The following is a 22,839-nucleotide window of genomic DNA, read 5'->3' on the forward strand; positions in this document are numbered from 1 at the left end:
ATAATAAAACTTATTAACAATGAATAAAATTCCAAGCGTAAACTTAGCAGATTTTTTATCGGACGATGCTGAAAGAAAACAAAAATTCATCAATGAAATTGGTGACGCTTACGAGAATATAGGATTTGTAGCATTAAAAGGACACTTTTTAGACGATGAATTAGTAGATAACTTATATGCTGAAATCAAAAAGTTTTTTGATTTACCTACAGATGTAAAAGAAAAATATGAAATTCCAGGTATTGGAGGTCAAAGAGGGTATGTTTCTTTTGGTAAAGAAAGTGCTAAAGGAAAGAAAGAAGGAGATTTAAAAGAGTTTTGGCACTTTGGTCAGTATGTTGATGCAGATTCAAAATACGCAAAAGAATACCCAGAAAATGTTGAAGTTGAAGAATTACCTGAATTTAACAAAGTGGGTAAAGAAGCTTACCAAATGTTAGAAAAAACAGCTAAATACGTTTTACGTTCATTAGCCTTACATTTAGGTTTAGAAGAAACGTATTTTGACAACTACATCAAAAACGGAAATAGTATTTTACGTCCAATACACTACCCTCCTATTACAACAGAACCTAAAGGAGCTGTAAGAGCTGCTGCTCATGGTGACATTAATTTAATCACTTTATTAATGGGAGCTCAAGGAAAAGGATTACAAGTTCAAAACCATAAAGGTGAATGGATTGATGCTATAGCAGAAGATGACGAGTTAATGATTAATGTAGGTGATATGTTATCACGCCATAGTAACAACAAGTTAAAATCAACAATTCACCGTGTAACTAACCCTCCTAAAGAATTATGGGGAACATCACGTTATTCAATTCCATTTTTCATGCATCCTGTTTCTGATATGAAATTAGATGTTTTAGAAAACTGTATTGATGAAAACAATCCAAAGCAGTTTGAAGATATTACTGCTGGTGAGTTTTTAGATGAACGTTTACGCGAATTAGGATTGAAAAAATAAATCTAATGGATTTACAAGATCAATTAAAAAATTTATTCCCAGATCATCAGTTTGAGGAAAAACCTGAAGAAAAAAAACCTGACGTCTGGTTACAAGATGAACCCATTCTTTGTAAGTATGAAAAACGTAAAGGGAAACCTGTTACTATAATAGACGGTTATAATGGGGCTACCCAAGACTTTAAAAAATTAGCAAAAGAAATCAAAACCAAACTAAGTGTTGGTGGTAGTTTTAAAGATGATAAAATCATAATTCAAGGTGATTATAGAGATACTATAATGCAACTTTTAAAAGATAAAGGATTCAACGTAAAACGCGTTGGTGGATAAGTAAAAAATGTCGAAGATTTGATTCTTCGACATTTTTTTTATATTTACAACTTTTGTAAAGTGTTAAATACCAACCAGTAAATAATAACGTATAAAATAAATCGTTTATTTTACATAAATAAAGAAATCAACCAATTCCCTAAAATTATGAAACATTCTTTATTACACATAACCAATGGAGACGTTACAACTCAAAGACTTCAAGAACTAAATATTGAAGGTGATATTATTACGTGGCGTGAAATGTTATGTGAAGGAAAAACATCAGTAGACGTAGGTAGTGAAGACTTCTGGAAAACACGTTTTGACTTTTTAAAAACTACTTATAAAATTACTAAGAAGAAGTTTATAGATTATACCCTTAAAGAATACCGAAACCTATGTAATCAAAAACAACAAGATGAGATTGTTTTATGGTTTGAATACGATTTATTTTGTCAAGTAAATATGTTAGCAGTAATAAGCTGGCTAAAAAGATACCGTAAAAATCACAAAATATCTTTAGTTACAAGTGGTAAAATAGATAACTCTAAAAAGTTATATGGTTTAGGAGAATTATCTGACGATCAATTAAAAGAGCACTTTAAAAATAAAATAGAGCTTTCTCAAGATGATATAGAATATGCTGACTATATATGGCAATTATATTGCTCAGATAGTCCGTTACCTCTTGAAAATGCACATAAATTTAATCCAAAATCACCTTTTGTATATCTAGAAAACGCTATAAAAGCACATTTACTTCGTTTTCCTTCAATTGAAAATGGATTAAATTATATAGAAAATAATATTTTAAAGGTTGCTAACGAGCATACATTTGCAAACCAAGATGAACTGCTTAGAAGTCTTTTAACTCATCAAGAAAACTATGGGTTTGGTGATATTCAATACGTTAACAAACTTGAAAGCCTTAAAAAGCTATTTACCTCTTTTGATCCTGTAAAACTTAGTAAAACAGGTAAGAAAGTATTGCAAAACCAAACAAACTATTATGCTAAAATTCGTTCTGATTTTTCGTATCTTGGTGGCGCAAAAAAATACAGCTATCTCTACGTAAACTCTACTGATAAGCTGTTAAAAATAACATCGTAAATGAGTATACAACATTCTGAGCTCATCTTAAATCCAGATGGTAGTATTTACCATTTGAATTTAAGACCTGAACATATTGCTACCGATATCATTTTTGTTGGAGACCAATATCGTGTCGACAAAGTCACCAAACACTTTGATACTATAGAATTTAGCACACAAAAAAGAGAATTTAAAACCACAACTGGCACCTATAAAGGAAAAAGAATTTCTGTAATTTCTACAGGAATAGGTCCTGATAATATTGATATTGTTTTAAATGAATTAGACGCTCTAGTTAATATCGACTTAAACTCACGTAAACCTAAAGAAAAACATACACAATTAAACATTACAAGAATTGGAACTTCTGGTTCTTTACATGCTGATATTCCTGTAGATAGTTTTTTATTAAGCTCTCACGGGTTGGATTTAAACGGAATGTTACAATCGTATCAAGTGGATGAAATCTCACATCCAGATATAGAAGAAGCTTTCATAAAACATACCAATTGGAGTGCAAAAAAATCATATCCGTTAATCATTTCTAACGGAAAACCTTTAGAAGATAAATTAATATCTAACAAAGTATATAAAGGAATTACAGCTACTGCTGGTGGTTTTTATGGTCCTCAAGGACGTGTTTTACGCTTACCTTTGCAAGACCCCGATTTAAATAAGAAGATTGATAGTTTTAACTATAATAACAATCGAATTACCAACCTTGAAATGGAAACATCAGCCATTTATGGGTTGGCTAAACTACTAGGTCATAATGCAGCATCAATGAATGCTATTATTGCTAACAGAGCCAACGGAACATTTAGTAAAGATCCGTATAAAGTAGTAAATGATTTGATTGCATATACCCTAGATAAATTAGTTGAATAAATGCTGAAATTAAAAATAGGTGGTGTTCCTGAACATTTTAATTACCCATGGTACATTACATTAAAAAATAAAGAATACACCAAAGAAGGAATCAACTTACGCTGGAAAGATTATCCTGGAGGTACTGGAGCTATGACGAAAGCTTTACGCTCTGGTGAAGTTGACATTGCCCTGGTGCTTACTGAAGGAATTATTAAAGATATTATTAATGGAAATCCTTCAAAAATTACACAAACTTTTGTAAAAAGTCCACTTGTTTGGGGAATTCATGTTGCTGCGAACTCAAAATTCAAAACCATTAATGACTTAGAGAATGCTACAGTAGCTATTAGCCGATTTGGTTCAGGTTCTCAACTTATGGCAATTGTAAATGCCCATAACAATGGTTGGGATGTTAATAAACTACAATTTAAAGTAGTTGGAGATTTACAAGGAGGAATAGACGCTTTAACTAATGGAGAAGCCGATTATTTTATGTGGGAGCACTTTACCACAAAACCATTGGTTGATAACGGTACTTTTAGGCGAGTTGGTAACTGCCCTACCCCATGGCCTTGTTTTGTAATTGCTGTTCGTGATGAAATCTTAGAAAATAATTTTGAAGAAGTAAAAAAAGTACACGATATCATTAACGCTTGTACTAAAGACTTTAAAGACTTCGATAATATTGATAAAGTTCTTTCCAATAGGTATGAACAACAAATAGATGATATTCAGGAATGGTTATCTATTACTGAATGGAATGACGGCGAAGCTATTTCCGAAAATTTAATTACGGACATACAAAATAAAATGGTGGAGTTCAACGTTATTGAAAAGAAGGAAAATTCTGGTGACTTAATCAGAAATATGTATATTTGATTTTTATAAAACGGAATAATGATGAAAAAAGTAGTATTTATTGCAATTTGTACTGTTAGTTTATTAGGTTTTTCTTCTTGCGGAAGTACTAGTCCTTGTGGATTAGCAAAAACTAATCAAAACAAACAAAAACAACATCAACAACAAGAGATAGTAGTTGCAGATGCAACTGAAATAGCAATCGCTGAATAAGTTGATGTTTCTTTATTCAAATTCAATAAATCCGCTTTTTTAGGCGGATTTTTTTATTTTGATTTTTCTCATAACAAAAAATCCTTTTCTAAAATAGAAAAGGATTTGAGCTTATCTTATATGTGTTAGTTTTTTACTTTGCTATAATTTCTCCTAACAGAGCACCCTTTTCAAAGGCAAACACCATTACTAATAACAACATAACTCCTACACATGTAATAACGTAATATTTTGTTTCATTCTCTTTTTTCATAATATAATTTAGTTTTAATGATTAATTTTTCTTTTTTAACATTGGCACAAACCTAAAATCACCTAACTCATGCTTTTCAAATTCTTTTGGTGATTTCCTTATAAAAAGTGTCATTACTTGCTCTTGATCCCCCACAGGAATCAACAACCTACCTCCTACTTTAATTTGCCCCAGTAATGCTTTAGGTACATACGGAGCTCCAGCTGTAACAATAATTTTGTCAAAAGGGGCTTCTTCTGGTAATCCTTTGTAACCATCACCAAAAATAAACCTTTTTGGCTTATATCCAAGTCTTGGCAAAAACATTGAAGTTTTTTTAAATAACTCATGTTGTCTTTCTATTGAATACACCACAGCATTCAATTCTAATAATACTGCCGTTTGGTATCCAGATCCAGTTCCTATTTCTAATACTTTTTCTTCTGGCTTTACTTCTAATACTTGTGATTGAAACGCTACTGTATAAGGCTGAGAAATTGTTTGTTCAGCAGCAATAGGAAAAGCTTTGTCTTGATATGCATGCGCTTCAAAACTACTATCCATAAACAAATGTCTTGGAATTTTTCTGATAGCTTTTAATACTCTCTCGTCATTAATTCCTTTTGCTTCTAAAACGTTTGCTAATTGATTTCTAAGTCCTTGGTGTTTGGTTGTATCTCTCACTAATTATAAAATTTCAGGAGGATAAAAGTAGTAATAAATCTGTATAAAAGTGTATCTTTGTTTGCGTTGATTTTTTGTAGAAATCATTTCTTTTTCAACAAACCAATCAAATAACTAATAATCTTTCACTTATGTTAAAAGCTGGAGTTTTAGGCGCAGGTCACTTAGGAAAAATCCATTTGCGTTTGTTACAACAATCAGAAAAATATGAATTAGTAGGGTTTTATGACCCTTTTACAGAAAATGCACAAAAAGTAGCTGATGAATTTGGCTATAAATTATTCGATTCAGTAGAAGCATTAATTGATGCTGTTGAAGTAGTTGACATTGTTACTCCTACACTTTCTCACTTCGATTGTGCCAAACAAGCCATTGAAAAAGGAAAACATATTTTTATTGAAAAGCCTATTACGAATACAGTGTTAGAAGCTGAAGCTATAAGAACTTTAGCTAGCCAGCATCATGTTCGTGGTCAAGTTGGACATGTAGAGCGTTTTAACCCTGCTTTTATGGCTGTAAAAGATTTGATTGACACACCAATGTTTATTGAAACACATCGCTTAGCTGAATTTAACCCTAGAGGAACAGATGTGCCTGTAGTTTTAGATTTAATGATTCATGATATTGATATTATTTTATCGGTAGTAAACTCAAAAGTAAAAAGCGTTCATGCCAGTGGTGTATCAGTAATTTCAGAAACTCCTGATATTGCTAATGCGCGCATTGAATTTGAAAATGGTTGTGTTGCAAACCTAACTGCAAGTAGGATTTCGATGAAAAACATGCGTAAGAGCCGTTTTTTCCAAAGAGATGCATACATTTCAGTAAACTTCTTAGAAAAAAAGTCTGAAGTTGTTAGAATGAAAGACGTACCAGAAAAACCTGATGAGTTTGCTATGATTTTGCAGAATGCTGAAGGTGTTAAAAAGCAAATTTATTACGATAATCCTGAAGTAGTAGCTAACAACGCTATTTTAGATGAATTAGAATCGTTTGCAGATGCTATTCACAATAATACTACGCCTATTGTTTCGTTACGTCAAGGTACTGAGGCTTTACGTGTAGCACATCAGATTATAGACTGTTTTTAGAATAAAGTAAATAAGTAACAACCGCGTTAGGGATTGCAGTGAAAATCCTTTTTTGTTATGCTGCGCAAAGCAAAGATTATAACAAAAAAGATTGTAGCGGAAAGCCCGCCCCATAGGGGAACGCCCATATAAATACCAAAACACAACAACATGAAAAATATCGCCGTAATTGGAGCAGGAACAATGGGAAATGGAATTGCGCATACGTTTGCTCAATTTGGATACAATGTTCAACTTATCGACATTTCGCAAGCTGCCTTAGATAGAGGTTTAGCAACCATTACTAAAAACTTAGATAGAATGGTAGCGAAAGAAAAAATTACTGAAGACGATAAAAATAATACCTTAAACAATATTACGACCTACACTTCTATTAAAGAAGGTGTACAGAATACTAGTTTAGTTGTTGAGGCTGCTACTGAAAATATTGACTTAAAACTTAAGATTTTTAAAGATTTAGATGAAGCTTGTGCTGAGGATACTATTTTAGCTACCAACACTTCATCAATCTCAATTACTCAAATTGCAGCAGCTACCAATAGACCTGAAAAAGTAATTGGAATGCACTTTATGAATCCTGTGCCAATTATGAAATTGGTTGAAATTATTAGAGGATACAACACTTCTGATGAAGTAATGGACTTTACAGTTGATTTAACTAAGAAAATAAATAAAGTTCCTGTTGAAGTAAATGATTACCCAGGTTTTGTTGCCAATCGTATTTTAATGCCAATGATTAACGAAAGTATTGAAACGTTATACAACGGTGTTGCTGGTGTTGCTGAAATTGATACCGTAATGAAATTAGGAATGGCACATCCAATGGGACCATTACAATTAGCCGATTTTATTGGGTTAGATGTTTGTTTATCTATCTTAAACGTAATGTATGACGGATTTAAAAACCCTAAATATGCTCCATGTCCGTTATTAGTAAACATGGTTGCAGCAGGTAAATTAGGTGTTAAATCTGGTGAAGGTTTTTACGATTATTCTGAAAGTAGAAAAGCTGAGAAAGTTGCTAAGATGTTTTCTTAAAAACTAAGAAAAATATAAAACAAAAAGAAGCCTTTTGGGCTTCTTTTTGTTTTATAACTGTAATACTTCACCTTCATTAGGGATTACTATTTTATCTTGAATAGATTTTTCTTGCTCTTTTAAAAATAAGCGAAGCTCCTCTTTCGTTAGTCCACAATGGTTTATTGCGTCCATATGAATTGCTATTAAAATAGCCTTCGTATTCTCAACAGCTGTCCTTAGTAATTCTTCTTTACTTAACGTCATATGTTTACCTGATTCTAAAACAGGGTTTGGCTTGCTAAAAGTACACTCCCCTGTATTTGCAATAATATGAGTAGGTTTTTCAATTTTCAAAGCATTCTTTAAAAGACTATCTAAAACGGCGTCTCCTGTAATAAATATTGTATCTTCTTTAAATGTTAAAGAAAAAGAAGATGATTCGCCAAAAGGCATTGCTCCTGTTGCTCCTTCATGATGATGTGCTTCGTAGCGTTTTATCGATACTCCAGACCAATTTACAACCTGCTCTATGCTTTGTAAGTTTGTAAATCCTTTTGATTTTAATTTTTCTACATCAAAAGGTTGGCAAAAAATAAGTATGTTTTTAGGAAGTAATTTTTCAGCATCAGCATCAAAATGATCTGGATGGTAATGCGTTATCAAAACAGCATCGGCTTGTTCTATAATTTTATTTTTAGGTATCGGTAAATCATTCATCGGAATACGTTTGTCATTAGAAAAAGGAATTGGGTCTTGTGTTCCCTTATCTGACAAAACAGGGTCTATTAATATTTTTTTTGAATTCACTTCTAAAAGTACAGTAGCTTGTCGTATATATTGCAATTTTGTTACTGTCTCTTTTATAGCATTATTCGTTGTTTTACATGCGCTAATTACAGTTAAGACTACTATTAGCAGTTGATTTAATTTCTTCATTTTTTTATATGTTTTTCTTATTTAACTACGAAACTAAAGCACTTTTTTACAGGAAACAATACGTTACATTTTTGTACCTTACGCACCTTTTGGTTAGTTTTTTTAGTACCAAAAAGATAGAATTGAAAAAAAATGAAAAAATTTTCACCTGATTATTGCCCTTTAACTTATGCTACAAAAGTTGTATGTGGAAAATGGAAGTTATTCATCATTTCTAGACTTGTTGAAAAACCACTTAGGTATGGACAAATCAAGACTGCATGTGAAACAATCTCAGAAAAGATGTTAACTAGCCAATTAAAAGAGTTAGAAGCTGATGGAATTATTAGCAGAAAAATATATGCTGAAGTTCCACCTAGAGTTGAATATTCTCTTACTCCATTTGGCAATGATTTAGTCAATGCTTTAGCCCCATTACATGCTTGGGGAATTGATTACATGGAGCATAAGAAAATTCCTTTTCCTAAATATAACTGAAAAGATGATTACCCCATCATAGTAAACTAAAGACTAGTTTCCTAAATTATAAGTTTATCTAATAGCTTTTTACGATTATTCTGAAAATAGAAAAGCTGAGAAAGTAGTGAAAATACTTTCAGAAGCTTTTTTTAGCTAATACTTTACCATTGTTTTATTAAACTACCGATTCCTTTTTCAATTCCTCTATAGTAGTTTTCGTTTTTAAACTCAGGAACAATTACACTACCTATTACCTTTTTGCAAATTTCATCGGTAAGCGTTTCTTCTGTTCCTAACCCTGTAGATATTCGTATTTCTCTTTTTAATTTATTGATAACAATTGTTAAGCCATTATTCTTGTCTTTTCTCCCTACTCCCCAATCATTAGCCAACGCTAAAGAATAATCTTCAATATTATCATACGGTTGATAACTACTTACAGTAACAACTGCTATAACATTTGTTGATTCTTTTTCATAATCATCAATTAGTTTTTCCAATTTTTGCTCTTCATCATTTGTGAACATATCTTCATAATCATTCACATAACCTATCGGAGAAGGAAACTTACTCTCTACAACTTCTTTTGACTTATTAAAAAAGACTACTTCCTTTTCATTTTCTGTACTTTTACATGAGAATACTACAATTATTAGAAGTAGTATTACTATAACTTTTTCCTTTTTCATCTCTCTTTATTTAACACGAAGTATCCGCTATGATTTTCCACTCATCTTGTATCTTCTTAAAAATAATCATAAAAACGCCGTTAGCGTCTCCTATTGTTCTTTTTAAATGATATTCCCCCATAACTGAATAAGCTCCTTCAGTAATTTTAGAAATGTCATTAACCTTAAAAGTTAATGTTCCTGAGTGTTCTTTTGTTGGATACCCTTTTTTATAATTATCTAAGGTTTTTTGCCATCCAAAAGTAACTCCATTTCGTCCGTAAAACTTTAATGAATCACTCTTCCAATACCCTTGCATAAAACCTTCTAAATCGCGATTTGACCAAGCTTCTTCTTGTGCCTTCATCACCGATAAAATCTCTTGTTTTTCTGTTTCTTCTGAAACGGTTTTGGCTGCTTCTTGCTTACATGAAGCAAATAATATCACTAAAAAAACAATACTTAAAAACTTTTTCATTTTAAAATAGAGAGTTTATAATATATTTTATAGTCACTCCTTCTGCCTCTGCTTTATAATTCTTCACAATTCTATGTGATAAGATAGGAATTGCTACCGCTTGAACATCTTCAATGTCTGGAGAATATTTTCCATGTACCGCTGCGTGTGCTTTGGCTGCCAAAATTAAGTTTTGTGAAGCTCTTGGTCCTGCTCCCCAATCAATGTACTTTTTAATTAATTCAGTAGCTTTATCTGAATTAGGACGTGTTTTACCCACCAAACCAACAGCATACTCAACTACATTATCTGCTACAGGAATTTTACGTATTAACTTTTGGACTTCAATAATTTCTTCTGAAGAAAAAATAGCGTTGACTGTTTGTTCAGCTATTGATGTCGTATTTTTTACCACTTGTACCTCTTCTTCAAAGCTTGGATACTCTAAGTTAATTGAAAACATAAAACGGTCTAACTGAGCTTCTGGTAACGGATACGTTCCTTCTTGCTCAATAGGGTTTTGTGTAGCTAATACAAAAAATGGTAGCTCTAACTTATAATGATGTCCTGCTACAGTTACCGACTTTTCTTGCATAGCCTCTAGTAAAGCTGCTTGAGTTTTAGGTGGTGTACGGTTAATTTCATCTGCTAAAATGATATTTGAAAAAATTGGTCCTTTTATAAATTTAAAATGACGTGTTTCATCTAATATTTCACTTCCTAAAATATCAGAAGGCATTAAATCTGGAGTAAACTGAATTCTATTAAAATTCAACCCTAATGCGCTAGAAATTGTATTTACTAATAAGGTTTTTGCCAATCCTGGTACTCCAATTAACAACGAATGCCCTCCACAAAAAATTGAAAGTAATGTATAGTTTACAGCTTCTTGCTGACCTATTATAACCTTACCTATTTCTTGTTGTAGTTGACTATATTTTTCTACAAGTGTGTTTACTGCTGTTACGTCAGACATAAATCAAAATTTTTCTTTGTTCAATAAATTTAATTACAAACTTTTATAAAATGAAATTCCCGCTCTCGCGGGAATGACAATATACTAAATTTATTATTTCTTATTTGTTTTCTTTCTTCCAATCTTTCTTGAAAGTACACTTCTTATAATCGTTACTTAATTTTAGGTAAGTTTCTTGGATTTTATCCTTGGTCCATTTTGTAATTTCTTCTTCTTTTTTCTTAGCAAGAGCAAATTCTTGCATTCTTACATAGTCATCTACTAAATCAGCTTTATGTGTATCTGTTTTATCTTTTAATAAAATTACTTTATACATTTTTTCTCCTTCTCGTGTTTCATCATAAAAAATATCAGACAAATCACCTTTTTTCAACTCACTAATTCTTGCGAATAGCTCAGGCGGCATTCTCGTTAACTCAAAAGTTGGTTCTTGAGTATAAGGATTCATTATAATACCTGCACTATTTTTTGTTTCTTCATCCTCAGAATATTTCTTTACAGCTTCTTCAAAAGTTATTTTCTCTTCTTTTATATCAGCTACTATCTTTTCTATTTGTTCTTTAGTTTCATTTAATTTTTCATCAGAAACTTCAGGTTGCATTAAAATATGAGATACTTCTCGTTGATTACCTTTAATTTTATGCAGTTGAAGTATATGGTATCCGAAGGCTGATTTAATAGGCTCTGAGATTTGATTTACATCCAATGAAAATGCTGTTTCTTTAAACTCTTTAATAAATGGACTATCTTTTGTAATTACATATTTCCCACCATTTTGAGCTACTCCTGGATCTTCTGAGTTAATAATTGCTTTCAACTTAAAACTTGCACCGTTTTCTATTTCTTTTTTTATTTCTTTTAATTTGTTTATTACACGCTCTTTCTCTTCTTCTGTTGGTTCTGCTTTAACTACTAATTGTTGCAATTGAACTTCAGCTGGTATTTCAGGAAGCTCTCCCTTATCTTGTAATCCTTTAAAATAGATGCGAATTTCTTCTGGAGTTACGTCAATATTTTCAGTGATCTTTTGCTGTTCTTTTTCTATTAGTAAATTCTCTCTTTGAACTCTACCTAGTTCTTTCTTTAAATCTTCAACATCATTAAAACCATAAGCTTCAACCACTTTTTCTTCACTTCCATATTCTTGTGTAAAAAAAGCAATACTTCTATCTACTCTACTATCAATTTCAGATTGAGATACTGTTACACTATCAATAATTGCATGATGAGCTAATAGTTTTTGTTGCATTAATTCTTCTAACATTTCACAGTCAGATATCTTTACTTTTCCTTCACTTCTTAACTCTACTTCTTGCTTAAACTTATCTATATCAGAATCTAAAACAATGTTTTTACCTACCACCACAGCAACACCATCTACTTTTGTTCCTTGTGCATTAACTGTTGTTAAGCCTGCTAAAAACAACGTAAATACTATACTAATATTCTTTAAAGTTCTTGTTTTCAATTGCATCATTTATCAGCGTTTTTTCAATATCTCGTATTAATTCTAATTTTCTTTTATGTAAAATAATCTGTTTTATTCTAGCGCTTACATAGCTCAGTGGAGCCGTAGCGTTTTGTGGTAACATATTTTTTACAGCGACCAAATATACTCCTAAACTATCTTCTTTTTGTATGAATTTTGATATTTTTAACAAGTTTTCTTTCGTTTCGTTACGAAAAGGTGGAATTTTTTTCTTTAAATATTCAAAAGTTACCCAAGTTGAATCTTGTAATCGATATGATTTAAAATTTAATAAATGTCTTTCTAAATCTTCTTTATCCTCTTCTTTTTCTGACTTAAACTGCTTTATTGTTTCTTTTTTATCCAGGTAATCTTTACCAAAATGTACATATTCAAATTGTACAAGTTCTTCACTTACTTTAAAATTCTCTTTATTTTCCTCATAATACAACTCTATTTCTTCCTCAGTAACAACCGTATCTAATTGTTGTTTTATCAAACGTTCTTTATAGCCGTTAATGTATAAACTCTTTTTATAATCGTTAACTAAGTTTTGTATTTCTTCACTGTTTACTTCTGAGATATTCTCTTCTGCTTTAATGTACAATAATTCTTGTTTAGCCCAAGAATTAATCAAACCTTTTACTATAACTAAACTATCTTTGGGTGAAAGATTTTTTGGCAATAAACCAGCAATATCTTTTTTGTATAGATGTTTATTATAAACAGTAGCAATTGGTCTTTCACTCGTAACCCTTTTAGTTTTTAAACTAACAAGATCACATGAAACGATTATAAATAATGTTGTTAAAAAAATATATTTTCTCACTTTGTATTATTGGTTAAACGTATTCTTAAATTTTATTAATCCCCTTTTCTTACTCTAACCATATAGTTGTTTCATAGCTTTTTTATCATTCTTTTCCTTACTAGAAATAATTACTTATCTTTTTTATTGCATCAAGTTCTTTGCCATACTTTTAGCTTAGTAAAAGGTTTTTAGCCATAATTTTTCTTTTTTTAAAAGAAAAACTACATCCAAAAATGAAAGTGTAAAACTTTTTTTGTTATAAATTTACAAAGAAATAATACCTTTTATTGCCTCTGCTTTTTTATAATACGAAATAACTTCGTTTGAACTCTTTACTGTAATATGTATTGATACACTTACGTATTTTCCTGTTTTAGATTTTTTTGTATTGATAACTGCTCCAGCATTATTAAATAAGTCTTGTACTTCTTTCTCCTGACTACCGTCAGTAGGAACAATAAATTTATATAAATACTTAGCTGGAAACGTTGTGGTATCTTCTAATTGTGATTTTAATTTTGCGTAAAAAGCTTCTCTATCTTGCATAACTCAGAAATTACTATTTTATAAAAACTCATCAAAAATTTAAAGCATGTAGTGATGATGCACAAAATTACACTATTTATTATATTTATAACTTGAAACTTTTATTTTTGCCCCATGCAACAAAAAATAGTTTTAATAGGTGGTCCTGGCACAGGTAAATCCTCTATTTTAAGAGAATTTATTAGACGTGGGTATGAATGTATGCCAGAGATTTCAAGAGAGGTTACACTTAAAGCTCAAAAAGATGGTATTGATCAACTTTTTTTAGAGCAACCTTTATTATTTAGCCAACTATTATTAGAAGGAAGAGAGCAACAGTACTTAGAAGCTCACCAAAGTGATGCCGAGATTATCTTTTTTGATAGAGGGATTCCTGATGTACACGCTTATATGAATTATTTAGGTTCTGACTACCCAGATGTTTTTATTAAAAAAAGCAATAAATATTTATACAATAAAGTATTTATGTGCGCTCCTTGGGAGGCTATTTATAAATCTGACAACGAACGTTATGAAACCTTCGAGCAATCAGTGAAAATAGATACCTTTTTAAAAGAAGCTTACGAGGAAGTAGGCTATAATATTATTGATGTTCCTTTTGGTTCGGTACAAGAGCGCTGTGATTTTATTTTACATTCGTTAAAACACGATGTATGATAAATTGCTACAAATATTAAAACATTATTGGGGATATACTTCTTTTAGAAAACCGCAACAAGAAATAATTACTGAAGTTTTAGCAGGAAATAATGTTGTTGCTTTACTGCCTACAGGAGGTGGAAAGTCTATTTGTTTTCAAGTACCCGCATTGGTTAAGGAAGGAGTTTGTATAGTAGTTTCTCCCTTAGTTGCCTTAATGCAAGATCAAGTTGCTAATCTTATTGATAAAGGCATAAAAGCTACTTTAATATCTTCTGGAAGCTCACAAGACGATATTATTACACTTTTTGATAATATTCGGTTTGGAAATACTAAGTTTTTATACATTTCACCTGAACGGTTGCAATCTCGTTTTATTCAAGAAAAAATAAAGCAACTAAATGTAAACTTAATAGCTATTGATGAAGCACATTGTATTTCTGAATGGGGGCACGATTTCCGTCCTTCTTATCAAGAGATTACTGTTTTAAAAGAGTTACTACCAACAATCCCTATAATTGCTTTAACAGCTACGGCAACTCAAAAAGTAATTTCAGATATTGTTTCTTCTCTTGAATTAGAAAAACCTACCGTTTTCAAAAAATCTTTTTTTAGAGAGAATTTAGCCTATCAAATTTTTAAAACTGAAGACAAGCTTGGTAAGCTCAATCAGATTTTTACTAAAACAAAAGCTCCTTCAATTATATATGTAAATACTCGTAGTAAAACGAAAGAAATTAGTAGTTACTTAAATGCTAATGGATTTAAAAGTTCTTTTTACCATGGAGGCCTTTCTCCTGTAGAAAAAAAGTTAGCTTTTGATAATTGGATGACAGAGAAAACTCCAATTATAGTTGCTACCAATGCTTTTGGTATGGGAATAGACAAACCCAACGTTCGAGTTGTTATTCATCTTAACCTACCTTTTTCTATTGAAAACTACATTCAAGAAGCGGGTCGTGGTGGACGTGATGGAGTAAAGTCTTTTTCTGTAGTATTAACTAACGATAGTGATATTTCTTTAAGTAGTGAATTATTTGAAAAATCATTACCAACCATTGATGAAATAAAAACTATTCACCAAAAACTATATCAACATTTTCAAATTGCAAAAGGTGAATTAATCGAAACTGCTTTCGATTTTAATTTTTTAGCTTTTTGTAATAAGTATAATTTCATCCCCAATAAAACATTCAATGCTCTTCAAATACTCAATAATAATGGCATTATTGAATTAAATCATAGCTTCCAACAAAAATCTACAGTTCAGTTTTTAGCCTCAAGCAAACAAGTTATATCACATACAAATCAAAACTCTCAAATTAAAAATTTTGTCCAACAAATTTTACGTATGTATGGTGGCATTTTTGAAAACCTTATAAAAATTGATGAATTTTACATTGCTAAAAAGCTAGGTACTACCTCTTGGTTCGTAATCAATACTTTAGAAAAGTTAGCTCAAAAAGAATTAATAGCTTATACAAAAGCTACTAACAATTCGGAACTTTTCTTTTTACACCCTAGAGAAGATGATAAAACCATCAACCGAATTTCTCTAAACATTAAACAATACATTAAACAGAAAAAACAAAAAAATAGAGACTTACTTCAGTTTGTAGAAAACAATTCGGTTTGTAGAAGCGTACAACTTCTTTCCTATTTTGGTGAACACAGCTCTCAAAGTTGTGGAATCTGTGATGTTTGTTTGCAAAGAAAAAACAAAACTAGTATAAGCCAAAAAGATATTCTTTCTAACTTACAAAAAGAAAAAACCTATACAGTTACTGAAATCTGCTCGCTATTAAATGAAAAAGAAACGAACATTTTAATACTTTTGCGAGAGCTTCTTTCCGAAGAAAAAATACACACAAAAAACAATAAATACTTTTTAAAATAAATGAGAGATTTACGCATCGTTTTTATGGGAACTCCTGATTTTGCTGCTACCATTTTACAGCATTTAGTGGAGAATGATTATAATGTAGTAGGAGTTATTACTGCTCCAGATAAACCTGCTGGTAGAGGTCGTAAGCTTAATCAATCTGCTGTAAAAAAATATGCACTTTCTCAAAACTTGCCTATTCTTCAACCCAAAAACTTAAAGAACGAAGAATTCCAAGAAGATTTAAAAAAGTGGGATGCTAACTTACAAGTAGTTGTTGCTTTTAGAATGTTACCTAAATCCGTTTGGGCACTACCAGAATATGGTACTTTTAATTTACATGCTTCATTATTACCAGAATATCGTGGTGCTGCACCTATTAATTGGGCAATTATAAATGGCGAAACGAAAACAGGTGTTACTACTTTCTTTATTGATGATAAAATTGATACAGGAGAAATCATATTACAAAGTGAGGTAACTATTAAAGAAAATGAAATTGTTGGTAAGTTACACGACAGATTAATGCACTTAGGAGCTAAACTAGTTGCTGAAACTTTAAACTTAATTGCTAAAGGAGATGTTACAACTACTAAACAACCTGAATTAGAAGAGAAATCTGCTCCCAAATTGTACCCTCATAACTGTAAGATAGATTGGTCTAAATCTTTAAATGATATTTATAATCATATTCGCGGGTTAAATCCATATCCTGCTGCTTGGACTACCATTGTAAATGGAGATGATGAACTTTCTGCTAAAATATACGGAGTTAGTAAAGACCCTACTTCTCATAATCTTGAGGTTGGTGCTATCGTTACCACTAAAAAGGAGTTAAAAATTGCTGTTACAGATGGTTACTTAAATATTCATCAAATTAAAATTTCTGGTAAAAAGTTAATGGATGTTCAGAGTTTATTAAACGGTTTTCAATTCGAAAAAGATGCAAAAGTTCTCTAGCCCTTTATCCATGGGGTTTTAGCGTTTTTAACAAAAAAAGATGAGTGGTTATTAACAATTTAAGGTAACTTATTAACAAAAGAGTATTTTTTTCAAGTCAAATCTTGCACAATCTCACGTTCCGTCTATATTTGTTGAGCTATTGAAGCAAAAAAATATTAATTAATTTTAAAATCTATTTAAATTATGAACAAATCAGATTTAATCGATGCGATGGCTGCTGATGCAGGAATTTCTAAAGCTGCCGCTAAAGCTGCATTAGATTCTTTAACTACTAACGTAACTAATACTTTAAAGAAAGGTGATAAAGTTGCTTTAGTTGGATGGGGAACTTGGTCTGTTTCTAAGAGAGCTGCTAGAACTGGTAGAAACCCTCAAACAGGAAAAGAAATAAAAATTGCTGCTAAAAACGTAGTTAAATTTAAAGCTGGTGCTGGTTTAAGTGACTCAGTAAACTAATATCCTCTTTTAAGAAAATATACTAACAGTATTTAGGCAACTAAATACTGTTTTTTTTTTGAGTGTCACAAAAACCAAAAGTTAGTTGTCTTTTATATAGAACTTAAAAAACCATTAAAAATGAAAATTATAGTTACTATTACAGGACTTTTACTTTGCTTTTCAACTGCTTTTGCTCAAAAAGTTATAAATGCATCTGATATTATGAGAGATGTTAAAAACGGAAAAGCAATAGAAATTTCTAACACTACTATTAAAGGTACATTAGACTTTACTTTTATGAATGAAGCGTTACCTAAATTACCTAAAAGAAAAAGTTGGTGGAATAATGGAGGATCTAACACCGTTGAAAAACAAATTACAAATAAAATTTCTTTTGTAAATTGTGTTTTTGATGATGATGTTTTAGCCTACATTCCTCATGAGAAAAGTGGATATACTTTTGTTGCTAATTTTGAAGATATTGTTGTATTTAAAGATTGTACTTTTGAACAAAAAGCGATGTTTAAATATTCAAATTTTGAGAGAAACACAAACTTTTCTAACACTAAATTTAAAGGTGACTCAACATTTAAGTACGCAAAATTTGATAGAGATATTACTTTCGAAAACACCTCTTTTGAGGAACCAGCTACATTTAAGTATGCAGATTTTAACCGTTTTGTAAGCTTTAAAAACTCTGTTTTCAATGAAAGTGCTATTTTTAAATATACCGAATTTAAAGATGGTGTATCATTTAGAAATGTAAAGTTTGAAGAAGACTTAAATATTAAGTACACAAAAGTATCAGGAGAGTTTGATATTACTGGAATGGAAGTAGCTTTTGATATAGACTCTAAATACACTAAAATAAACGGAAAAAGTTTTAATAAGTATTTAATGAAAAGATAAGGTTTATACTCTCCTCTCATAATAAAAGGAGTTAAAATATACTTACGCTAAAAACAAAAACTCCGCCTTTCAGCGGAGTTTTTATTTTTATTCTTCTTCATCGTTAAATGAAGAATTCTTCTTTGCTTTTTTACTACCTTCATACAGTTCATACTTTACAAAACGGCAATCTAAATCTGCATTTTTAAGCGGTATTCTTTTCGACGTTCGTAACCCTACAAACTTTAGCGCTTGAATATCCGACGTAATTAACCACGCAGTTGAATTTGGATAGTTATTCTTTAAGGTGTCTCCTATTTTTCTGTAAAATTCTTCTACATCAATATTTAAACGCTCTCCATAAGGCGGATTGAACAAAATTGTAGTTTTACCAAATACTTCTTTCTTAGAATTGAAAAAGTTTACGTGATGTACTCCTATAAACTCATCCAAATTAGCATTGATAATATTTTGCTGCGCTTTTCTAACTGCCGATGGAGCCTTATCAAACCCCATAATTTTGAAATGAGAACTTCGTATTTTCTTTAATAACGAATCTTGAATAACAAAGTATAAATCTTCATCATAATCCTTCCAGTTTTCAAAAGCAAAGTGCTTACGGTTGATATTTGCAGGAATTTGATTCGCAATCATTGCAGCTTCAATCAAAATAGTTCCTGAACCACACATCGGGTCAATAAAATTTTCTTCCCCTTTATATCCTGAAAGTAAAATTAATCCTGCTGCCAATACCTCATTAATCGGAGCAATATTCGTAGCACTTCGGTATCCACGTTTGTGTAACGATTCACCTGATGAGTCTAACGAAATAGTTAGCCATTCTTTGTGAATATGTACATGAACTTTTACATCTGGATATTTTAAATCTACATTCGGACGCTTTTTATACTTATGCATAAAATAATCAGCAATGGCATCCTTTGATTTTAAGCTAATATAATGTGAATTTGAAGTAAAGTTTTTTGAATTTACTACCGAACCTATCGCAAACGTTCCATCAACATCCAAAAAACGTTCCCATTTTACACGTTGAATTGCTTCGTATAAATCTTCTTCATCAAAAATTTTACTGCGTTTAATTGGTTTTAAAATACGAATAGCAGTACGTAAAGCTATATTTGCTTTGTACATAAAACCTTTATCACCTCTAAAAGTAACACTCCTTACTCCTTCTTTCACTTCCATTGCTCCTAGTTGACGTAACTCGTCTGCTAAAACACCTTCTAAACCTGCCATGGTTATGGCAGTCATTTTAAAATCTTTTTCCATGTAACTGTAAAATTTCATTACAAAAGTACAGCTAATTTTGGGTTGTTATGAATCTTTTCTACTTTGAATGTAAAAAACGTAAGTTTTGCGTATTTTTGCAGACCTTTATAATTATGAATACAACAGATTGGTTTACTTCGTGGTTTAACACACCATACTATCATATTTTATACAAGCATAGAAACGATGCCGATGCACAGTTTTTTATGCGTAATATCACTTCTTTCTTACAACTGCCTAAGTTAAGTCGTATTGCTGATTTACCCTGTGGAAAAGGACGTCATGCAGTATACTTAAACTCGTTAGGATATGACGTTGTGGGTGGTGATTTAAGTAAAAATAGTATTAAACATGCCAAACAGTTTGAGAATGACACGCTTCATTTTGAAGTTTGGGATATGCGAGAGCCTATTGAAAGTAAATATGATGCTATATTTAATCTCTTTACTAGTTTTGGTTATTTTGAAGATGATAACGAAGACATTGCTGTTTTAAAAAGTATTAAAAACGGATTAAAAGAAAACGGTGTATTTGTCTTGGACTTCTTAAATGTTGAAAAAGTAAAAAATACACTTATAAAAGAAGAAATAAAAACTATTGATGGTATTGAGTTTAATATTAAAAAAGAAATTAAAGACGGATTTATATTAAAACATATTTCTTTTACAGCTGAAGGAAAATCACACTCGTATACAGAGCGTGTAAAATTTTTAACTTTAGAAAAACTACAATCATATTTTAGTAGTGTCAATTTACAAATAACACATGTTTTTGGCGATTACAGTCTTAATGAGTTTAATTCACAATCTTCTGATCGCTTAATTATTGTTGCTAAATGAGTTACTTTTTACTAATTGTCTCTGTTTTAGTAGGTGTTTTATTCGTTTTTACACTAAAACCTAGTAATACCTTCGTTCGCTTATTATTAGCATTTAGTGGCGCTTATTTACTTTCAGTAACTATCTTACATTTATTGCCAGAAGTATATCTCTACACTAATAACACAAGATTAGTTGGTATTTTAATTTTAGTGGGAATCATCATTCAATCGGTATTAGAGTCTTTTTCTAAAGGTGCTGAACACGGACATATACATTTACATTCTGACTCGTCTAAGTTTCCTTGGTTATTATTTATTAGTTTGTGTGTACACGCTTTTTCAGAAGGATTACCTATTCATCATGCAGATGACAACTTATTATGGGCTATTGTTGTACACAAAATTCCTATTGCAATAGTTTTAACTACCTTCTTATTACATGCTAAGTATTCTAAAAAAACAGTCTTTTTATTTTTAACCTTATTTGCATTAATGAGTCCCTTAGGTATTTTAGTATCTAACAACGTTCTTTTAGTAAAACAATACCATACAGAAATTACAGCTTTAATAGTTGGAGTGTTTTTACATATTTCAACCATCATTCTTTTTGAAAGCACGGAAAACCATAAATTCAACTACCAAAAGTTTGCTGCTATTATTTTAGGAATATTGTTAACTATCTTCTCTATGCACCAACCCCATTGAGAAAGCAGGTAAACAAACTGCTAAATACTCACAGGGTTCTGTAAATGGGTTAGAATATTGAACACGTGTCTTTTTTTCAATTTTAATCGATTGTCCTGCTTCTAACACCACAATTTCACCATCAATATTGAATTGCTTTTTTCCTTTGATTATATAAGTATATTCTTCAAATTCTGGTGCTTGAAAAGGCTCACTCCAGCCTGGAGGTGCTATCATGTGTGCTATACTTACTTTTGAATTTCCATCAGTAGCATTTCCAAAATGCTCTTCAATTAATTTTCCATCAGTCGTTGGTACTACAAACGGGCTTTTTTGAATCTTATATTTTTTACTCATAATGTATTTTTTACCTATTCTTTTCAGCTTCCCAAATTGGAGCAAGATTTCTTTTAGCGTCTTTAAACTTATCAGGCATGTTTTTAAAAGGAGTAACAACAAAAGTAAAGCTGTCGTCTGCACTAAATCGCCAATAATTTCCTTTTAATGCTCCATCTTCTGTTTCAACATTCCAATCAGGGATATTAATTAAAGAGAATTCTTTAGCTTCTTTATTAAAATCTAAAGCAAAATCTCTTAATACATTTTCAGAAGGATACTTCAGTATAATTTTTGCGTTTAAATCCCCTTTATCAGTAACATAAAAAGTACATGATTTTGATGGATAGGTTTCTATTTCTTTTCTCCAATTTCTTGCTATCACCTTTTCTAGCTCTGTACTAACTTGCATACTATCTGCTTCATTCGCTATAAGTGCAAATATGTTTTCTTGAACTATGGTTATTGTTTGCTTATTTGGGTTTATGGTAACGGTTGTTTTCTCCGCTCCTATCCTACTGTTTTCTCCAAAGAAAACTCCCAATACAAAAAATGCTATTTTTATTACTTCCATCTTTTAAAAATTACATAGCTGTTATTAATTAAAAAGCCGAAACATATGTTTCGGCTTCAAATATTTTAGTTAAACCAAATAGTAAATGATTTAATTTTGGCTAAATCTGGAATTTGTTCTTTGGTTACTTTTTGAGTACTAAATTCTTTTAAACCTAAATCTTCATTATCAATCGTTATTGTTGCGTTTAAATCATCAATAAATAAGGTTGCTGATGAAAATGATGACTCTACTTTACTTACCTTAGTATTTGCATTAATTTCTTGAAAAGTAGATTTTATATTTACTCCTGATTTTGTTTTAAAACGATCATCAAAAATCTCAATACTCTTAATTGTTGACGTAGAGTCTAATTGTTCTTTTGGAGTAATTGTTAGTAAATGCTTTCCTCCTTTTTCATATACTAAATACTTATCATCTTCTTGAAAAAGATTATTTCCTTTAGCCCCTTCACTTAATACTTTAACTACTGAGTCTTGCTTAAATACGTTTTCTATTTCGTTAACAGTTGTTTTCGTTGTTAACTTTCCTACTTTTCCTTTAGCAATATCAAATTTGCTATTACCACACTGGATAAATAGTACTGATATTACTGCGATAACTAAAGGTTTCATAAATGTTCTCATTTGTCTTCTTTTATATTTAAAACGTCTATTTCTTGTATTT

At 30.9% G+C, this 22,839-nt stretch carries 28 protein-coding genes; 16 read left to right on the plus strand and 12 right to left on the minus strand.

Annotated features, from left to right (window positions below):
- Positions 1-19: 19 nt before the first annotated feature.
- The 6 genes from MHM83_RS14535 to MHM83_RS14560 all read left to right on the plus strand — a co-directional run bounded on the left by MHM83_RS14535 (position 20) and on the right by MHM83_RS14560 (position 4,311).
- The gene (locus MHM83_RS14535; RefSeq protein WP_073183641.1) at positions 20-967 is read left to right on the plus strand and encodes an isopenicillin N synthase family dioxygenase; all 948 of its coding nucleotides are present in this window, start codon (positions 20-22) and stop codon (positions 965-967) included.
- A gap of 5 nt (positions 968-972) precedes the next feature.
- Positions 973-1,296, plus strand: coding sequence for a translation initiation factor (locus MHM83_RS14540; RefSeq protein WP_073183642.1), 324 nt, complete (start codon positions 973-975; stop codon positions 1,294-1,296).
- 147 nt (positions 1,297-1,443) lie between these two features.
- Positions 1,444-2,388, plus strand: coding sequence for a DUF1835 domain-containing protein (locus tag MHM83_RS14545; RefSeq protein WP_159491368.1), 945 nt, complete (start codon positions 1,444-1,446; stop codon positions 2,386-2,388).
- Entirely contained in the window at positions 2,389-3,258 is an 870-nt protein-coding gene (locus MHM83_RS14550; protein ID WP_239180551.1) for a nucleoside phosphorylase, read from the plus strand. It abuts the gene before it with no gap.
- A complete protein-coding gene (locus tag MHM83_RS14555) occupies positions 3,259-4,119 on the plus strand; it encodes a substrate-binding domain-containing protein (RefSeq protein WP_047789016.1) in 861 nt (286 codons plus the stop codon).
- Positions 4,120-4,140: 21 nt separating this feature from the next.
- A complete protein-coding gene (locus MHM83_RS14560) occupies positions 4,141-4,311 on the plus strand; it encodes a hypothetical protein (protein ID WP_164506702.1) in 171 nt (56 codons plus the stop codon).
- A 274-nt stretch (positions 4,312-4,585) separates the two neighbouring features.
- Here the strand turns inward: MHM83_RS14560 and MHM83_RS14565 are convergent, their stop codons facing one another.
- Positions 4,586-5,227: a protein-L-isoaspartate(D-aspartate) O-methyltransferase gene (locus tag MHM83_RS14565; RefSeq protein WP_073183647.1), complete on the minus strand. Its 642-nt coding sequence runs from the start codon at positions 5,225-5,227 to the stop codon at positions 4,586-4,588.
- A 131-nt stretch (positions 5,228-5,358) separates the two neighbouring features.
- On the opposite strand from MHM83_RS14565, the gene MHM83_RS14570 reads away from it, so the two are divergent.
- Positions 5,359-6,318 (plus strand): Gfo/Idh/MocA family protein, encoded by a 960-nt coding sequence (locus MHM83_RS14570; RefSeq protein ID WP_239180553.1) that lies wholly within the window; start codon positions 5,359-5,361, stop codon positions 6,316-6,318.
- Positions 6,319-6,468: 150 nt separating this feature from the next.
- A complete protein-coding gene (locus MHM83_RS14575; protein ID WP_047789019.1) occupies positions 6,469-7,356 on the plus strand; it encodes a 3-hydroxybutyryl-CoA dehydrogenase in 888 nt (295 codons plus the stop codon).
- Positions 7,357-7,407: 51 nt separating this feature from the next.
- On the opposite strand, the gene MHM83_RS14580 is transcribed toward MHM83_RS14575, so the two are convergent.
- Positions 7,408-8,274: an MBL fold metallo-hydrolase gene (locus MHM83_RS14580; protein ID WP_159611668.1), complete on the minus strand. Its 867-nt coding sequence runs from the start codon at positions 8,272-8,274 to the stop codon at positions 7,408-7,410.
- 132 nt (positions 8,275-8,406) lie between these two features.
- Between MHM83_RS14580 and MHM83_RS14585 the strand changes: the two genes are divergently transcribed.
- Positions 8,407-8,751, plus strand: coding sequence for a winged helix-turn-helix transcriptional regulator (locus MHM83_RS14585; protein ID WP_159611670.1), 345 nt, complete (start codon positions 8,407-8,409; stop codon positions 8,749-8,751).
- A gap of 143 nt (positions 8,752-8,894) precedes the next feature.
- Here the strand turns inward: MHM83_RS14585 and MHM83_RS14590 are convergent, their stop codons facing one another.
- The 6 genes from MHM83_RS14590 to MHM83_RS14615 all read right to left on the minus strand — a co-directional run bounded on the left by MHM83_RS14590 (position 8,895) and on the right by MHM83_RS14615 (position 13,659).
- Positions 8,895-9,422: a TPM domain-containing protein gene (locus MHM83_RS14590; RefSeq protein WP_159611672.1), complete on the minus strand. Its 528-nt coding sequence runs from the start codon at positions 9,420-9,422 to the stop codon at positions 8,895-8,897.
- Positions 9,423-9,432: 10 nt separating this feature from the next.
- The gene (locus MHM83_RS14595; RefSeq protein WP_159611674.1) at positions 9,433-9,879 is read right to left on the minus strand and encodes a YybH family protein; all 447 of its coding nucleotides are present in this window, start codon (positions 9,877-9,879) and stop codon (positions 9,433-9,435) included.
- Between the two features lies 1 nt (position 9,880).
- Complete coding sequence (locus MHM83_RS14600) at positions 9,881-10,834, minus strand: AAA family ATPase (RefSeq protein WP_073183653.1); 954 nt, start codon at positions 10,832-10,834, stop codon at positions 9,881-9,883.
- Positions 10,835-10,934: 100 nt separating this feature from the next.
- On the minus strand, positions 10,935-12,311 hold the full coding sequence (locus tag MHM83_RS14605; protein WP_239180557.1) for a peptidylprolyl isomerase: 1,377 nt from the start codon (positions 12,309-12,311) through the stop codon (positions 10,935-10,937).
- On the minus strand, positions 12,274-13,131 hold the full coding sequence (locus MHM83_RS14610; RefSeq protein ID WP_047789025.1) for a hypothetical protein: 858 nt from the start codon (positions 13,129-13,131) through the stop codon (positions 12,274-12,276). Before MHM83_RS14610 ends, MHM83_RS14605 begins: the two co-directional genes overlap by 38 nt.
- Positions 13,132-13,377: 246 nt before the next feature.
- Positions 13,378-13,659 carry a DUF493 family protein gene (locus MHM83_RS14615; protein ID WP_047789026.1) on the minus strand — a complete coding sequence of 94 codons (282 nt, stop codon included), beginning with the start codon at positions 13,657-13,659 and terminating at the stop codon, positions 13,378-13,380.
- A gap of 114 nt (positions 13,660-13,773) precedes the next feature.
- Here MHM83_RS14615 and MHM83_RS14620 point away from each other — a divergent pair, with 114 nt between their 5' ends.
- From MHM83_RS14620 to MHM83_RS14640, 5 genes are all read left to right on the plus strand, one after another.
- Entirely contained in the window at positions 13,774-14,316 is a 543-nt protein-coding gene (locus tag MHM83_RS14620) for an AAA family ATPase (protein ID WP_047789027.1), read from the plus strand.
- Positions 14,309-16,195, plus strand: coding sequence for a RecQ family ATP-dependent DNA helicase (locus MHM83_RS14625; protein WP_239180559.1), 1,887 nt, complete (start codon positions 14,309-14,311; stop codon positions 16,193-16,195). Before MHM83_RS14620 ends, MHM83_RS14625 begins: the two co-directional genes overlap by 8 nt.
- Positions 16,196-17,140, plus strand: a complete 945-nt coding sequence (gene fmt / locus MHM83_RS14630; protein WP_239180561.1) for a methionyl-tRNA formyltransferase — start codon at positions 16,196-16,198, stop codon at positions 17,138-17,140. It abuts the gene before it with no gap.
- Positions 17,141-17,326: 186 nt separating this feature from the next.
- Positions 17,327-17,599 (plus strand): HU family DNA-binding protein, encoded by a 273-nt coding sequence (locus MHM83_RS14635; RefSeq protein WP_047789030.1) that lies wholly within the window; start codon positions 17,327-17,329, stop codon positions 17,597-17,599.
- A gap of 120 nt (positions 17,600-17,719) precedes the next feature.
- Positions 17,720-18,490, plus strand: a complete 771-nt coding sequence (locus MHM83_RS14640) for a pentapeptide repeat-containing protein (protein WP_239180563.1) — start codon at positions 17,720-17,722, stop codon at positions 18,488-18,490.
- A gap of 87 nt (positions 18,491-18,577) precedes the next feature.
- Here MHM83_RS14640 and MHM83_RS14645 read toward each other — a convergent pair whose 3' ends face one another.
- Positions 18,578-19,759, minus strand: coding sequence for a THUMP domain-containing class I SAM-dependent RNA methyltransferase (locus tag MHM83_RS14645; protein WP_047790156.1), 1,182 nt, complete (start codon positions 19,757-19,759; stop codon positions 18,578-18,580).
- A 113-nt stretch (positions 19,760-19,872) separates the two neighbouring features.
- On the opposite strand from MHM83_RS14645, the gene MHM83_RS14650 reads away from it, so the two are divergent.
- On the plus strand, positions 19,873-20,598 hold the full coding sequence (locus tag MHM83_RS14650; RefSeq protein ID WP_239180565.1) for a class I SAM-dependent methyltransferase: 726 nt from the start codon (positions 19,873-19,875) through the stop codon (positions 20,596-20,598).
- The gene (locus MHM83_RS14655; protein ID WP_173360054.1) at positions 20,595-21,284 is read left to right on the plus strand and encodes a ZIP family metal transporter; all 690 of its coding nucleotides are present in this window, start codon (positions 20,595-20,597) and stop codon (positions 21,282-21,284) included. Before MHM83_RS14650 ends, MHM83_RS14655 begins: the two co-directional genes overlap by 4 nt.
- On the opposite strand, the gene MHM83_RS14660 is transcribed toward MHM83_RS14655, so the two are convergent.
- The 3 genes from MHM83_RS14660 to MHM83_RS14670 form a co-directional block, all read right to left on the minus strand.
- Positions 21,252-21,620 carry a cupin domain-containing protein gene (locus MHM83_RS14660; protein WP_159611680.1) on the minus strand — a complete coding sequence of 123 codons (369 nt, stop codon included), beginning with the start codon at positions 21,618-21,620 and terminating at the stop codon, positions 21,252-21,254. The genes MHM83_RS14655 and MHM83_RS14660 overlap by 33 nt on opposite strands.
- 10 nt (positions 21,621-21,630) lie before the next feature.
- Positions 21,631-22,173, minus strand: a complete 543-nt coding sequence (locus MHM83_RS14665) for a hypothetical protein (RefSeq protein WP_159611682.1) — start codon at positions 22,171-22,173, stop codon at positions 21,631-21,633.
- 65 nt (positions 22,174-22,238) lie between these two features.
- The gene (locus MHM83_RS14670; RefSeq protein ID WP_047789409.1) at positions 22,239-22,799 is read right to left on the minus strand and encodes a hypothetical protein; all 561 of its coding nucleotides are present in this window, start codon (positions 22,797-22,799) and stop codon (positions 22,239-22,241) included.
- Between the last annotated feature and the right edge of the window lie 40 nt (positions 22,800-22,839).

Origin of the sequence: Tenacibaculum sp. Mcav3-52 (genome assembly GCF_022347665.1) — a bacterium.
Lineage (GTDB): Bacteria > Bacteroidota > Bacteroidia > Flavobacteriales > Flavobacteriaceae > Polaribacter > Polaribacter mesophilus.